The sequence below is a fragment of the Haliea sp. E17 genome (assembly GCF_048323675.1).
In the GTDB taxonomy this organism is placed as follows: domain Bacteria; phylum Pseudomonadota; class Gammaproteobacteria; order Pseudomonadales; family Halieaceae; genus Mangrovimicrobium.
Window position 1 is genome coordinate 100,979 of sequence record NZ_JBLWFK010000004.1, and the last position, 14,890, is coordinate 115,868.

Annotated in this window: 13 protein-coding genes; all 13 read right to left on the reverse strand. The window is 66.3% G+C overall.

The genetic code is table 11. The annotated features are described in order from the left end of the window. Window positions 1–6 precede the first annotated feature (6 nt). From ACNKU3_RS10965 to mraZ, 13 genes are read right to left on the reverse strand one after another with little or no spacing between them, the layout of a single operon-like run. Complete coding sequence (locus ACNKU3_RS10965; RefSeq protein WP_418259508.1) at window positions 7–915, reverse strand: cell division protein FtsQ/DivIB; 909 nt, start codon at window positions 913–915, stop codon at window positions 7–9. Beyond that, window positions 912–1,838 carry a D-alanine--D-alanine ligase gene (locus tag ACNKU3_RS10970; RefSeq protein WP_418259509.1) on the reverse strand — a complete coding sequence of 309 codons (927 nt, stop codon included), beginning with the start codon at window positions 1,836–1,838 and terminating at the stop codon, window positions 912–914. Before ACNKU3_RS10970 ends, ACNKU3_RS10965 begins: the two co-directional genes overlap by 4 nt. Continuing rightward, window positions 1,835–3,268, reverse strand: coding sequence for a UDP-N-acetylmuramate--L-alanine ligase (gene murC / locus ACNKU3_RS10975; RefSeq protein ID WP_418259993.1), 1,434 nt, complete (start codon window positions 3,266–3,268; stop codon window positions 1,835–1,837). The genes ACNKU3_RS10970 and murC overlap by 4 nt, the downstream gene beginning before the upstream one ends. Next, window positions 3,261–4,364, reverse strand: coding sequence for an undecaprenyldiphospho-muramoylpentapeptide beta-N-acetylglucosaminyltransferase (murG, locus tag ACNKU3_RS10980; RefSeq protein ID WP_418259510.1), 1,104 nt, complete (start codon window positions 4,362–4,364; stop codon window positions 3,261–3,263). The genes murC and murG overlap by 8 nt, the downstream gene beginning before the upstream one ends. Beyond that, on the reverse strand, window positions 4,361–5,500 hold the full coding sequence (ftsW, locus tag ACNKU3_RS10985; protein WP_418259511.1) for a putative lipid II flippase FtsW: 1,140 nt from the start codon (window positions 5,498–5,500) through the stop codon (window positions 4,361–4,363). Before ftsW ends, murG begins: the two co-directional genes overlap by 4 nt. Beyond that, the gene (gene murD / locus ACNKU3_RS10990; protein WP_418259512.1) at window positions 5,497–6,852 is read right to left on the reverse strand and encodes a UDP-N-acetylmuramoyl-L-alanine--D-glutamate ligase; all 1,356 of its coding nucleotides are present in this window, start codon (window positions 6,850–6,852) and stop codon (window positions 5,497–5,499) included. Before murD ends, ftsW begins: the two co-directional genes overlap by 4 nt. Before the next feature lie 20 nt (window positions 6,853–6,872). Next, window positions 6,873–7,955 carry a phospho-N-acetylmuramoyl-pentapeptide-transferase gene (gene mraY / locus ACNKU3_RS10995; protein ID WP_418259513.1) on the reverse strand — a complete coding sequence of 361 codons (1,083 nt, stop codon included), beginning with the start codon at window positions 7,953–7,955 and terminating at the stop codon, window positions 6,873–6,875. Next, window positions 7,955–9,322 carry a UDP-N-acetylmuramoyl-tripeptide--D-alanyl-D-alanine ligase gene (locus ACNKU3_RS11000; RefSeq protein ID WP_418259514.1) on the reverse strand — a complete coding sequence of 456 codons (1,368 nt, stop codon included), beginning with the start codon at window positions 9,320–9,322 and terminating at the stop codon, window positions 7,955–7,957. The genes mraY and ACNKU3_RS11000 overlap by 1 nt, the downstream gene beginning before the upstream one ends. After that, the gene (locus ACNKU3_RS11005; RefSeq protein ID WP_418259515.1) at window positions 9,319–10,782 is read right to left on the reverse strand and encodes a UDP-N-acetylmuramoyl-L-alanyl-D-glutamate--2,6-diaminopimelate ligase; all 1,464 of its coding nucleotides are present in this window, start codon (window positions 10,780–10,782) and stop codon (window positions 9,319–9,321) included. Before ACNKU3_RS11005 ends, ACNKU3_RS11000 begins: the two co-directional genes overlap by 4 nt. After that, on the reverse strand, window positions 10,779–12,497 hold the full coding sequence (locus ACNKU3_RS11010) for a peptidoglycan D,D-transpeptidase FtsI family protein (protein WP_418259516.1): 1,719 nt from the start codon (window positions 12,495–12,497) through the stop codon (window positions 10,779–10,781). Before ACNKU3_RS11010 ends, ACNKU3_RS11005 begins: the two co-directional genes overlap by 4 nt. Window positions 12,498–12,517: 20 nt before the next feature. Beyond that, entirely contained in the window at window positions 12,518–12,820 is a 303-nt protein-coding gene (ftsL, locus tag ACNKU3_RS11015) for a cell division protein FtsL (RefSeq protein WP_418259517.1), read from the reverse strand. 23 nt (window positions 12,821–12,843) lie between these two features. Further along, window positions 12,844–13,761 carry a 16S rRNA (cytosine(1402)-N(4))-methyltransferase RsmH gene (rsmH, locus tag ACNKU3_RS11020; RefSeq protein ID WP_418259518.1) on the reverse strand — a complete coding sequence of 306 codons (918 nt, stop codon included), beginning with the start codon at window positions 13,759–13,761 and terminating at the stop codon, window positions 12,844–12,846. Window positions 13,762–13,770: 9 nt separating this feature from the next. Continuing rightward, entirely contained in the window at window positions 13,771–14,226 is a 456-nt protein-coding gene (gene mraZ / locus ACNKU3_RS11025) for a division/cell wall cluster transcriptional repressor MraZ (RefSeq protein ID WP_418259519.1), read from the reverse strand. Window positions 14,227–14,890: the final 664 nt, after the last annotated feature.

Sequence of the window (14,890 nt, forward strand, 5' to 3'; positions counted from 1 at the left end):
CCTGGCCTATACGTTGCCGGCGTCGCCGGCTGCTGTTTCTGTTGCTTCTTCCACCGGCGCCGCGAACGCTACCGCCACACCGTGTGCGTAGCGCAAATCGATGCGCTCAACCCGGGGCATCTGCTCCGCCAGTTCCGCCCGGTAAACACTGCCAAAGCGCTGTATCCGTTCCAGGAAATCCTGTCCCCCGATCAGCAGGCGCTGGCCGCCCTGCAGCTGCGCCTCCACTTCGCCGCGCTCATCCACCACCAGTTCCTTCACCCCCAGCCCCAGTGGAGCCAGCAGGTCGACCAGGCGCTGGTAAGTCCGCATCAATGCGGGAGCGCCGCTGTCCGGTCCCTGCAGCAAAGGCAGGCTTTCCCAGCGCGCCGCGTTGCTGGGACGGAAAATCTGTCCCTGGTGATTGAGGAAGCCGTTGTCTCCCCAACGGGCGATCGGCAGCTGTTCGTCGATATGGATCTCCAGCGAGTTCGGCCACACCCTGCGCACCGAGGCGGTGTACACCCAGGGCAGCGCCTCCAGTTGCTGGCTCAGCTCCGCCAGGTCGGTACCGATGAATCCGTGCACCAGCTGCGGCTCCACCATCTCGCGAATCGCGTTGGTGCGGATGTGTTCCAGCTCGCCAGTCACCGTGATCTGCTGCACCGGCAGGCTTTCCAGCGCGATCCAGCCCTTCAGCGCACCGGCCAGCACCACGCCGGCGCCGAGCAGGATCATGATCCGTTCCAGCCAGCGGAAGCGCGACCGCGACGGGCCGCCTTTTTCGCTCCCGGCCGCTTTGCGTGTCGCCCCCTGCAGGGGGGCGCGCCCCTGCCGGGCCACAGTCCCGGAGCGGACCTTGTCACTGCGCTCGTTGCGCGCGCTGCGGGGCGGCTCGGCACGCCGTCTCGCGGGCAGGCGCAGTGCACTGGTCATGAACGCCACCCCGCAACGCTCAGTTCCAGGATCCGCTCGACCAGCGCGGGCACTTCCAGCCCTACCTTGCGCGCCGCCATCGGCACCAGGGAGTGGGAAGTCATGCCCGGTATCGTATTGACTTCCAGCAGGTAGAAACGCCCGTCGCGATCGCGCATCGCATCCACCCGGCCCCACACGGCACAGCCCAGTGATTCGAAGGCGGCCACCGACAGCGCCGCCAACTCCGTCTCCTCTTCGGCGCTGAGGCCGCTGGGGCAGTGGTAGCGGGTGTCGTTGGAGATGTACTTCGCTTCGTAGTCGTAGAAAACGTTGTCGGTCTCCAGCCGGATCGAGGGCAGCGCCGCGCCGCCGAGAATGCCGACCGTATATTCAGGTCCGTCGATAAACTGCTCCGCCAGGACACCGCCGCTGTAGTTGCGAGCACCGGCGTAGGCGGCCTCGAGTTCCTCCGCGCTGTGGGCCGGCGCCATGCCGATACTGGAGCCCTCACAGGCCGGTTTTACAAAGACCTTGCCGAAGCGGTCGATCACCGCCTGCCAGTCGGTATCCTCGTCGAGCATGACAAACCCGGCGGTGGAGAGCCCGGCACCCAGCCACAACTGTTTGGTGCGGCGCTTGTCCATGGCCAGCGCAGAGCCCAGCACGCCGGAGCCGGTGTAGGGAATGCCCAGCGCCTGCAGGGCGCCCTGGATGGTGCCGTCCTCCCCGCCGGGGCCATGCAGGGCGTTGAAGGCGAAGGCGCACTCGCGCAACCGGGCGATCCAGTCGCTGTTGGCGGGGTCGATTTCGCAGATCCGGTACCCCAGTGCGACCAGCGCATCCGCCACGGTGCGACCACTTTGCAGCGACACCTCGCGCTCGGCGGAGGTACCGCCCAACAACACGGCCACGGTCTTGTCCCGCAACGCTTCGACCTTCACGTACGTATCTCCTGAGAAAAATCAACATTCAACAGCTCGCGCGACAGGCCGCCGATATTGCCTGCGCCCTGGGTAATCACCACGTCGCCGTCGCGCACTACCGCGCGCAGCAGCTTCGCCACATCCTCGGCGCGCTCGGCAAAAATAGGTTCCAGCTCGCCGCGCTGGCGAATGCTGCGCGCCAGGCTGCGGCCGTCGGCCCCGGCAATGGGCTCTTCACCCGCCGGGTAGACGTCCAGCAGGACCAGAACGTCGCACTGGGAAAGCACGGCGACAAAATCCTCGTAAAGGTCGCGGGTGCGGCTGTAGCGGTGCGGCTGGTAGACCATTACCACCCGCCGTCCCGGCCAGGCCTGGCGCGCCGAGGCCAGGGTCGCGCGCACCTCGGTGGGATGGTGGCCATAGTCGTCCACCAGCAGCGCGCTACCCTGCGCCAGCACCAGTTCGCCCATGTGGGTAAAGCGCCTGCCGACACCGGCGAAATTCGCCAGCCCCCGCTGGATCGCCGCGTCTTCCAGGCCCTCGTCGCAGGCCACCGCGACCGCGGCGGTGGCGTTCAGTACATTGTGCTGTCCGGGCATGGCCAGGGTGACCTGCAGCGGCGCGCCGGAGGGACGCTGCACCGTAAACACGGTGTGCAAACCCTGCGGCTGCAGGTCGGTGATCCGGTAGTCCGCATCCTCGGAAAAACCGTAGGTAATGACGTAGCGGCTGACCTCGGCCTGCAGCTCGCGGATGACCGGGTCATCGACACAGAGCACCGCTACACCGTAAAAGGGCAGGTTATGCAGGAATTCGAGGTAGGTGCGGCGCAGCACGGCGAAGTCGCCGCCGTAGGTTTCCATGTGGTCCGCTTCGATATTGGTGACCACGGTCACCATCGGCTGCAGGTGCAGGAAAGAGGCATCGCTCTCGTCGGCCTCGGCGATCAGGAAACGGCTGGCGCCGAGCTGCGCGTTGGTACCGGCGCTGTTGACCAGGCCACCGATGACAAACGTAGGGTCGAGACCGGCCTCGCCGAACACCGAGGCGATCAGGCTGGTAGTGGTCGTCTTGCCGTGGGTCCCTGCGACCGCGATACCGTGGCGGTAACGCATGAGTTCCGCCAACATTTCCGCCCGCGGCACCACCGGCACGCGGTTTTCCCGGGCGCAGGCCACCTCCGGATTCGAGGCCTTGACCGCGCTGGAGGTCACCACCACGTCAGCGGTGCCGACATTTTCCGCGCGGTGGCCGATAAACACTTCCACGCCCTTCGCCACCAGGCGCTGCGTTACCGCGCTTTCGCGCAGGTCTGAACCGGAGACCTCGTAGCCGAGGTTGACCAGCACCTCGGCGATGCCGCTCATGCCGGAACCACCGACGCCAATCATGTGAATGCGGCGGATACGGCGCATTTCCGGCACTACGTAATCATTGCGCTCATGCAGCATGGGCAAGTTCCTCCACCACGTTGACAACACTCAGCGTGGCATCCGGCGCAGCAGCGGCATGGGCCGCACGCGCCATGTTCTGCAGGCGCTCGGGATATTTCGTGTAGGCAGTCAGGGCGCTGGTCAGCGACTGCACCGTCATCTCCTGCTGGCGCAGCAGCAGGGCGCCGCCACAGTCAGCCAGGGCACGCGCATTGGCGGTCTGGTGGTCGTCGATGGCGTGGGGCAACGGCACCAGGATCGCGGGTCGGCCCATGATGGCGATTTCCGCCACGGTCAATGCCCCGGCGCGACAGATCACCAGGTCCGCCCAGGCGTAGGCGGCAGCCATGTCCTCGATAAACGGCGCCACCCTGACGTCAGCGAGTTTCAATCGGGCATATTCTTCAGCCACGGCGCCGGCGTGCGCCTCGCCGGTCTGGTGCCAGACCTCGAAATCGGCCTCGGCGGACTCGCGCAGCGCGCGCAGCACCGGGGGTATCACCTGGTTGATCGGCTGGGCGCCGAGACTGCCGCCGAGGACCAGCAGGCGCAGGGGGCGCTGGCCGCGGTAGTCATACCCGGCCTCGCGGGCGGCGGCAAGCAGGTCCGAACGCACCGGGTTGCCGACCACGGTGACCTCGCGGCCGTCGCTGAAAGCGCCGGCAAAACCCGCCAGGATCCTGCGCGCGAGGGGCGCAAGCAGGCGGTTGGTGGTACCGGCAACGGCGTTCTGTTCGTGGATGACCAGCGGCCGGCGGCACAGCCAGGCGGCGAGACCCGCCGGTCCGGCGACGTAGCCGCCCATACCGACCACCGCCGCAGGCCGCAGGCGCAGCACCAGCCACAGGGCCTGCAGGCTGGAAAATCCCAGCATGCACAGGCCGAGAACGCGGTCCAGCAGGCCCTTGCCGCGGACTCCGCGCACCACCAGGTGGTGCAGGGGAATACCCGCCGCGGGTACCACCCGCTGCTCGAGGCCGCGCCGGGTTCCCACCCAGTCCACCGCGTAACCGCGCTGGCGCAATTCGCTGGCGACGGCCAACGCCGGAAACACGTGACCGCCGGTGCCCCCGGCCATGATCAGGATGCGTTTGGCGGAAGAGCCGCTCATGGGCGCCCTCCCTGCATACGCAGTTCGCGGTCGATGCGCATTACGATGGACAGCATCACGCAGCAGACAATCAGGCTGGTGCCGCCGTAACTGACAAACGGCAGGGTCAGGCCCTTGGTGGGCAGCAGGCCGCTGCTCACCCCCATGTTGACGAAAGCCTGGCCCGAGTAGACCAGGGCCACGCCATAGCAGACGTAAGCGCCGAAGGGGTAATTGGCGAGACTGGCGGCGCGGCCGACCCACAGCACGCGGCCGATCAACGCCACGTAGAGCGCGATCAGCGCCACCACGCCGATAAACCCGGTCTCCTCCGCCCAGATGGAAAACACGAAGTCGGTGTGCGCCTCGGGCAGGTAGAACAGCTTCTGGATGCTGTTGCCAAGGCCGAGGCCGAACCATTCGCCGCGGCCAAAGGCGATCAGCGACTGGGTCAGCTGGAAGCCGGTGTTGTAGGGGTCCGCCCAGGGGTCGGTGTAGGCGGTGAGGCGCGCCACCCGGTAGGGTTCGCTGACCACCAGCACCAGCAGTGCGCCCAGCGCTCCCGCCAGCACCAGCAGGAAATGTCCCAGCTTCACGCCGGCGAGGAACAGCATGCCGAAGGCACTCCCGGCAACGATGACCGTGGCGCCGAAATCCGGTTCGACCATCAGCAGCAGGGTGGCGGCAAACAGCACGGCCATGGGCTTGAGGAAGCCCTGCCACTCGTGGCGCACTTCGTGTTCGCGGCGCACCATGTAACCGGCGAGATAGATGATCATCGCCAACTTGGCAAACTCCGAGGGCTGCAGAGTGAACGGTCCCAGCGGCAGCCAGCGCTGGCTGCCGTTGACCTCGCGGCCGACGCCGGGAATCAGTACCAGGATCAACAGCACGAGGGCGAGGAACAGCCAGACCCAGCCGCTGGCCTCCCAGAACGCGCTGGGCACCCGGTAAACCGCCAGCGCTGCCAGCAGGGCCACGGCGAGGTATATCAGGTGCCGGGTCGCGTGGAACCAGGTGCTGCCGTGCTTGACCTCGGCGTACTCGATGGACGCCGAACTGATCGCGATCAGCCCCACCAGCAGCAGAGCCAAGCCCGCCGACAGCAGGCCTGCATCCGGCATCAGGCGGGGTTCCGCTACCGCAGCGCGGTTCATGCCCCACCTCCCAGTACGTTGACCGCGGCCACAAAGGCGTCACCGCGGGCCGCATAACCGCGGAACATGTCGAAGCTGGCGCAGGCCGGGGACAGCAGTACCGTATCACCGGCCCGGGCCAGCACTGCGGCGCGTTGCACCGCCTCGGGCATGTCGCGGACGCGCTCCACGGGCACGATATCGTCCAGTGCCAGGGCGATGGCGACCGCGTCCTCGCCCATCACCAGCAGGTGGCGGCAGTGACGCTGCACCGCCGGGCGCAATTCGCGGAAATCCGCCCCCTTGCCCTGGCCGCCGGCGATCAGCACCACATTGCCCTCGCCACCGAGGCCGGCGAGTGCGGCGATGGTGGCGCCGACATTGGTGCCCTTGGAATCGTTGACGTAGCGAACCCCACGGATCTCCGCCACCGGCTGGCAGCGATGCGGCAGGCCGCCGAACTCCCGCAGTGCCTGCAGCATGGCGGGCGCAGGGAATCCCGCGGCGTGGCCTATCGCCAGCGCGGCGAGGGCGTTGCCGAGGTTGTGACGGCCGGCCAGGCCGATATCCTGCGCCGGCATCAGGAGTTCGAAGCCGTGGGCAATGTATTCAATACCCTCGCTGTTGCGCAGACCGAAGCCCTTGAGGTCCGGTTCGCCCAGCGACCACTCGATAATCTCCATGCCCTCGACCTGGGGCGGGACCGTCAGGGGGTCGCCGCGATGCACCACGGCCTTGCCGCAGCCCTGGAATATCCGGTGCTTGGCCTGGTGGTAGCGAGGCATGCTGCCGTGGCGGTCCAGGTGGTCCGCACTGACGTTGAGCACCGTCGCCACCGCGAGGTTCAGTTTCCCGGCGCGCTCCAGTTGGAAGCTGGACAGCTCCAGCACGTAAACCTCCCGCGCGGGATCGAGTAAATCCAGCGCCGGCGTGCCGAGGTTGCCACCGACACCGGCGTTCAGCCCTGCGGCAACGGCCATCCGCCCCACCAGTTCCGTCACGGTGGATTTGGCATTGGAGCCGGTGATACCTATCACCGGCGCCGCCGCCTCGCGCATGAACAGGTCGATATCACCGAGCACCTGCACACCGGCATCCCGGGCGGCCGCCACGGACGGTGAATCCAGGGCTATGCCCGGGCTAACCACGAGTTCCGATGCCCCGCTGAGCAGGTCTTCCGGCCACTGCCCTGCGTATACCGGCACTTCCGGCATTTCCGCCTGCAGGGTCGCCAGCTCCGGCGGATGCTCCCGGGTATCGACGATCACGAAGGGCAGGCCTCGCGCGTGCAGATGGCGCGCGCAGGACAGCCCCGTAGCGCCGAGTCCGAACACCACGCGGTTTTCACTGCTTGCGATCAAGCCCTGTGACACAGTTGCCTGCAACTCCCTGCCTAGCGCAATTTCAATGTGGCCAGCCCGAACAGGACCAGCATGACGGTAATAATCCAGAAGCGCACAATAACCCGCGGCTCCGGCCAGCCTTTCAATTCGTAGTGGTGATGGATCGGCGCCATGCGGAATATCCGCTTGCCGGTCAGCTTGAAGGATGCGACCTGCAGGATGACCGACACCGTCTCCAGCACAAAAATGCCGCCCATGATGAACAGCACAATCTCGTGGCGGGTAATCACCGCCACTGTGCCCAGCGCCGCGCCGAGCGCCAGTGCGCCCACATCGCCCATGAAGACCTGCGCGGGATAGGTGTTGAACCAGAGAAAACCGAGGCCCGCCCCGGCGATGGCGCAGCAGAACACCGCGAGCTCACCGGCGCCCGCTACGTAGGGAATGTGCAGGTAGTGGGCGAAGTCCACGTGCCCGGTGAGGTAGGCGAAAATACCGAGCGCGCCCCCCACCATCACGGTGGGCAGGATCGCCAGCCCGTCCAGGCCGTCGGTCAGGTTCACCGCGTTGCTGGAACCGACGATCACGAAGTAGGCGAAGGGGATGAACAGGACGCCCATCGCAATCGACACGTCCTTGAAGAACGGCACGTAAAGTTCCGTGGTCACCGGAGTATCGATAGCGAAGTACAGGTAACAGGCAGCGGCCAGGCCGGCGACGGACTGCCACAGGTATTTCCAGCGCGCCGGCAGGCCCCGCGGATTCTTTTCCACCACCTTGCGGTAGTCGTCGACCCAGCCGACCGCGCCAAAGGCGGCGGTGACCAGCAGGGCAATCCACACGTAGGTGTTGCGCAGGTCCGCCCACAGCACCGTCGCAATCGCGATAGCGACGAGAATGAGCGCGCCCCCCATGGTCGGGGTGCCCGCCTTGCTGAGGTGGCTTTGCGGGCCGTCGTCGCGCACCGCCTGGCCGACCTGGTGATAGCTCAGGCGACGGATCATCCATGGACCCACCAGCAGGGAGATCGCCAGCGCGGTTCCCGTGGCCAGAATGCCGCGCAGGGTAAGGTACTGGAAAACCAGGAAAGCACTTTCATATTGGCCCAGGTACTCGGCCAGCATAAGCAGCATCAGTGATTTCCTCCGCCCGCTGCCGGGATTAATGCCTGGAGGACGCGCTCCATGCGCGCGCCCCGTGAACCCTTGATCAGGATGGTGTCGCCCTCCGTAAACTCGTCCAGGGCAGCCGCCGCGGCAGACGCGCAATCGGCGAACCAGCGCCCGCCGTCACCGAAGGCCGCGACCGCTTCGCGCAATTCGTCGCCCACACCCCAGAACCCGTCGAGCCCGGCGGTTGCGGCGTACTCCCCCAGTTCCCGGTGCATCTGCGCGCTGGCTTCACCCAGTTCGCGCATCGCGCCCATCACCAGCGTGCGCCGGCCTTCGCCAGTGGCGAGCAGGTCGATGGCAGCGTGGACCGAGGCGGGATTGGCGTTGTAGCAGTCGTCGACCACCACCGCGCCACTCGCCGCCCGATGACTGGAAAGTCGCCCCGCGGTGGGGGCGACTGAAGTGAGGCCAGCGCTGATTTCTTCCGGTTCGAGCCCGCAGGCAAGACCCACGGCGATCGCCGCCAGCGCATTGGCCACATTGTGCCGGCCAGCGAGTTGCAGCCGCACCGGGAACTCCGAGGCCCCGGTTACCGCGGTGAAGCTGCAACCCGCCAGTCCCCCGGCTTTCACGCCCCTGGCGCAAACTGTTGCATTTCCCTCGAGGGAAAAGTCGATGATTCGTGCTGAACCGGCGCGCTGCCGCCACTGTGCCGCCCAGGGCTGGTCGGCGTTGATCACCGCCGTATCCCCCGCGCCGAGGCCGTCGAAAATCTCGCCCTTGGTTTGCGCCACGCCCTCGAGGCTGCCGAAGCCCTCGAGATGTGCCGGCATGGCGTTGAGCAGGACAGACACCGTGGGACGTCCCAGTGCGCAGAGATAGGCGATATCGCCGCGTTTCGCCGCCCCCATCTCCACTACCGCGAAGGCGTGGTCGGGCTGCAGGCGCAGCAGGGTCAGCGGTACTCCGATTTCGTTGTTCAGGTTGCCCCCGGTGGCAAGTGTGTTGCCGCGCTGTGACAACACTGCGTGGATCAAGTTCTTGGCGGTGGTTTTTCCGGCGCTGCCGGTGATCGCTACCAGCGGTCCCCGATAGAGCGCGCGGTTGTAGGCGCCCAGGTCGCCGAGCCCCCGCAGGGTGTCGGCGACCTGCAGGCAGGGCAGCGCGCAGCTGCCGGCCTCGCTCACCAGTGCCGCCGCGGCCCCCGCCCCGGCAACCTGTTCCAGGTAATCGTGGCCGTCGAAGTTCTCGCCCCTGAGGGCGACGAACAGGCCGCCCTGCAGCGGTTTGCGGCTATCGGTAAAGACGTCATCGAAGGCGACGTCCTCCCCCAGCACGGATCCCTGCAACGGCCCCGCCAGTTCGCCCAGGCGCATGGCGCGCATCATGTCCGCGCCCTCCCCTGCAGGGCCTGCAGCGCGACCGCTTTATCGCTGAAGGGCAGGCGCTCGGCGCCGATGATCTGGTAGTTCTCGTGGCCCTTGCCGGCGATCACCACGCAATCGCCGGAGCTCGCCTCGGCGATGGCCCGATGGATGGCGCCGCTGCGGTCTGCTTCCACGGCGTAGTCGCCACTGCAGCCGGTCTCGATGTCGGCGATGATAGCCAGCGGCTCCTCGCCCCGGGGGTTGTCGCTGGTCAGGACCACCCGATCGGCCAACTGGCAGGCCACCCGGCCCATGATCTGGCGCTTCTGGCGGTCGCGATCACCACCACAGCCGAACACCACGACCAGCGCCCCGCTGACATGGGGCCTGAGCGACTGCAGCACCTGCTCCAGCGCGTCCGGGGTATGGGCATAATCGACGATCACCCGTAAACCCAGGCTATTCGGCAGTGACTGCATACGACCCGGCGCCGCCGCCAGGCCGGAGGTCGCGGCCAGTACCGACTCCAGGCTGAGGCCGGCTAGCACAGCGGCACTCACGGCCGCGGCGAGGTTCAGCAGGTTGAAATCCCCGTGTAGCGGCGCCGAGAACGCGCCACTGCCCCAGGGCGTGCGCAGGACGCCCCGGACACCGAGGGTGGAAAATTCCGCGCGCTCCACGAAGACGTCGGCAGCGGGATCGCGCATGGAGTACGTGATGACTTCCACCGCGGGATCGATCACCTGCAGGATACGCCGGGTAAACGGGTCGTCGAGATTGAGCACCGCCCGGCGCAGTCCTTCCACGGTGAACAGCGACAGCTTGGCGCGGCCGTAGGACTCCATATCCCCGTGGTAATCGAGATGATCGTGGGACAGGTTGGTGAACACCGCGGTGTGGTAGGGCACGCCGTTGACCCGCCCCTGCACCAGCGCGTGGGAAGACACCTCCATGCATACCGCGGGAATCCCGGCGTCGCGCCACTCGGCCAGCAGCGCCTGCAGGGACACCGCGTCCGGAGTGGTATTGCCGCCCTGGGCGACGTCCTCGGCGAGACTCGCCCCCAGAGTGCCAATCACCCCACAGGCGCTGCCGCAGGCGCGGAACAGCTGTGCCGCCAGCCGGCTGACCGTGGTTTTACCGTTGGTGCCGGTAATCCCCACCATGTGCAGCTGGGCGCCCGGCTGGCGATAGAAGCGCGCGGCGATAAAACCGGTTTCGTCGCGCAGGTCCGGCACCTCCACCAGGGGTACGGACAGGGCGTCGACAAATCCCTCCACTGGCGGTTCCGCCGCCACCGCGGCGGCGCCACTGGCGACCGCCTGTTCAATGAACTGGCGGCCGTCGTGCAATTCTCCGGGCATGGCAAGGAACAGGTCGCCGGGCACCACCTTGCGACTGTCGAGCTGCAACCCGCGGATCGGGGTGTCCGCGCCGCTGCAAGCCGGCATGGCCAATACCTGGGCCAGGGACATGCTCATGCGGCACCTCCCGGGCGGGCTTTCACCGCGGCAACTTCCTCGGGGAATTCGGTCGGCGTGACACCCAGCAGGCGCAGGGCGCCGCGGGTCACCGCAGAGAATACCGGCGCCGCGGCCGAGCCGCCGCCGTGTTCTTCACCTTTCGGCCCGTTGATCACCACCACGGAAACCACCCGCGGCTGGTCAACTGGCGCCACCCCGGCAAACAGGGCCACATACTCGTCGTCGAGATAGCCCTGGGGACCGATTTTGTGCACGGTGCCGGTCTTGCCGCCCACCACGAAGCCGGGCACCCGGGCGCGGCGCCCGGTGGCATCGTCCTCGGTAACCGCCCGCAGCATGCCGCGGATTTCATGGGCCAGCCGGGGCGACAGCACCCGTTTGCCCGGCTCCGCCCCACCCTCCTGCGCCAGTAAGGTAACCGGACGCAGGATGCCGTCGCTGGCAAAGGCGCTGTAGGCCCGCGCGAGTTGCAGCGGGGTGGTGTTGATGCCGTAGCCGAAGGCCAGCGAAACCTTGTCGGTCGCGTACCAGCGCTTGCGGTCGGGGAGCAGGCCGTTGCTTTCGCCGGGGAAACCGGTGTTCATCGGTTCGCCGATACCGAAGCGGTGAAAGACCTCGCGGATGGGTTCGTGGCCGAGGTCCTCGGCGATCTTGGTCACGCCCACCTGGCTGGATTTCTGCAGGATGCGGGTCAGCGTCGCCTCGCCGTAATTGCGCGGGTCGCGGTAGGTTTTCGGGCCCACGCGAATGTAGCCGGGGGAAGTATCGATAACGGTTTCCGGGGTGTAGTGGCCGCTTTCCAGTGCCGCCACCATAGTCAGGGATTTCATGGTGGAACCGGGCTCGTAGGTATCGGTGATCGCCCGGTTGCGCATGAACTCGGGCAGCAGTTCCTTGCGGTTGTTGGGGTTGCCGGCGGGGTAGTTGGTAATCGCCAGCACTTCCCCGGTGGCGGCATCCAGGGTCACCACACTGCCGGACTCCGCACCGCTGGCCATCACAGCCTTGCGCAACTCCTGGAACTGCAGGGTCTGCAGGCGCAGGTCGATGGACAGGCGCAGGTCCTTGCCGGGCTGCGCGGGCTCGACGACGCCGATATCGCGCACCATGTTGCCCTGCAAGTCCTTGATATAGCGCTTGCGGCCGGGCTTGCCCATCAACCAGTCGTTGTACTCCATCTCGATTCCGGCAATGCCCTGGCCATCGAGGTTGGTAAAGCCCACCAGTTGCGCGGCAGCAGCGCCGGCGGGATAGAAACGCTGGTATTCGCGCTCCCCGTAAACACCGCTGAAGCCCTTGCCCAGCACCTCGCGCGCCTTGGCCGGCGACTGGTGCCGCACCAGGTACATGAAACGCTTGCCCTCGTAGCGCGCCAGCTTCGCCTGCAGTTCCGCCAGGGGCAACTCCAGCGCCTGCGCCAGCCGCGGCAGCTGCTCGGAGCCCGCAAGCAGGCGCGGGTCGGCCCAGATCGAAATCACCGGCGTACTGACCGCCAGCGGCTCCCCGCGGCGATCGGTTATCACCCCCCGGTAGGCGGGAATCTCCGCGCTGCGCAGGGCCCGCGCCTCACCCTGGTCCTGCAGGAAGCTGTAGCCGTGCTCGGAATCGATGATCTGCAGGGACAGGATACGGCCCACCAACAGCGCCAGCAGCGACACCAGCAGGGCGACGACGACGTAGAGGCGCCACATGCCGGCGCCTGCGGGCTTCACTGTTTGCTGCCGCCGCGGCCTCACGGCGCCACCACCCGGTAGCTGGAGAGGTCCGGCTCGACCATGTGCAGTTCGCTGCGCGCGACCTTTTCCACCCGCTGGTGCGAGGCCCACACGCTCTCTTCCAATACCAGCCGGCCGTATTCTTCCTGCAGGTGCCACTGCCGCGCCTCCAGTACCTGGAGCTCGGCGTAGAGCGCCCGGCAGGCGTGGGTGGTATGTATCACGCCAAACGCGGACGCCACCACCAGCACCAGGGTGGCGAGATTGAGCCACAGCAGCCGGCGGCCCGGCGCGGGCGCGCCCAGAGTTGCGGTAGGCATGGTTGTTCCGGCGAGGCGGGCGGTCATGGCAGCTTCTCCGCCACCCGCATGATGGCACTGCGGGCGCGTACGTTAGACCCCACTTCCGCGTCGGATGCTCGCAGCGCCTTGCCGACCAGCTTCATGCGCCGGTTGAGGTCGCTGTCCAGTACCGGCACACCCGGCGGCAACTGTTCGCCACGCGCCATGTCGCGCATGTAACGCTTGACGATACGATCCTCCAGGGAATGGAAGCTGATCACCACCAGGCGGCCGCCCGGACGCAGCAGGTCCAGGGCCACGGCCAGCAGGTCCCGCAGGTCCTCGAGCTCGCGATTGACCTTGATGCGGATCGCCTGGAAGGCGCGGGTAGCGGGATGCTTGTGCTTTTCCCACTTGGGGTTGGCCTCGCTGACCAGTTTCGCCAGATCCCCGGTGGTGGTAATTGGCCGTTCCTCACGCCGCTCGACGATCGCCGCGGCGATACGGCGGGCAAAGCGCTCCTCGCCGTACTCCTTGAGTACTTCCGCGATATCTTCTTGGCGCGCGTGCGCCAGCCACTCGGCAGCGGTTTCACCGCGACTGGTATCCATACGCATGTCCAAGGGGCCATCGTGCTGGAAGCTGAAACCGCGCTCCGCCTCGTCCAGTTGCGGGCTGGATACGCCGAGGTCCAGCAGGATACCGTCTACGGCCTCGATACCGCGCTCGCGCATCACCTGGGGAAGGTCGGCGAAGGAGCCATGATAGAAGCTGAACCGCGGGTCCTCGGCGGCCAGGGACTCGGCGACGTCGCGCGCTACCGGGTCCTTGTCGGTGGCCAGCAGGCGGCCATCGGCGTCGAGACTGGCCAATACCGCTCGGCTGTGCCCGCCGCGGCCAAAGGTACCGTCCACGTAAATACCGGAAGGCGCCGTTACCAGGGCGTCCACCGCTTCCTGTAACAGTACTGTCTGGTGCATGGCGGCCACCTACAGCTTCAGCGACAGTAATTCGTCGGGCAGCGCCGCATCGGCGCCGGAATCGGCCAGCGCCTGTTCCTGCTCGGCCTGCCAGAGCGTCTGCGACCAGATCTCCAGCTTGTTGCCCTGCCCTACCAGCATCACCTCTTTTTCCAGCGCCGCGTAAGCGCGCTGCGCCGGCGGCAGCAGCATGCGCCCGCTGCCGTCCAGCTCGATATCCGTGGCATAACCGAGAACCAGCCGCTGGAAGCGCTTGATGCCCTGGTTGAGGGCGGGCAGGTTCTGGATGTCTTTCTCGATCCGCTCCCATTCGGGGAGGGGGTAGACGACCAGGCACTTGGCCTGGGTATCGATGGTGACGACGATGTGGCCTTCACACTGGCTCAACAGACGCTCCCGCTGGCGCGCTGGTATTGCCAGCCGCCCCTTCGCATCCATATTGACCTGTTGAACCCCACGAAACACGCCGGTTCTCCCCACCTGTATCTATCTTCTCTCCACAAAAAGACAGATATATCCACTTATCACCACTTTTTTGCACTATAGGCTTGTGTCTGGGACGCGTCAACACGGGGCGATCAGAAAAAATGCTGTAAATTCAGACCGTTACGGGCATTTTTGGGGATATTTTTGAGGGTTTTTGCCAGTAAAAGACGCAGTAAAACAGCCCCCTATACTCGACACTTGAGGATTTACTTTAAGTTACAGGTTATTTTTTCATGTAGCGGTGGGGGGGTAAGTGCTTTTCGGTATATACCGTGGCGGTATCGGGGTCGTTTTCGGTTACACGGCGTCTGCGGAACTCCATAAACCAGCTTTCCAGCCTTTTTGGGGGCCAAAGTATTCCCCGGTGTCACTGGATATCCCGGGGGTCTCGGGCCTTGATCCGGGGAGCGCTTTAGCCCGGCCCGGAGAGCGCACCAGGCCGCGCCGGGACCGCCAAAAAGCGCACATCCCTGTGCAGGCGCGGCCTGGTGCGCTCTCCGGACCTGGTTCAGTGGACGCGTCAGTTGCAGCGGTCGCCAGGCCGCCACTTTCCGCCGCACTGCAAGTCACGCCGTAAAAACCTGCCAAAACAGCAGCACTGATGCCAAACACGAAAAAGCCCCCCGGTGTCACCACCGGAGGG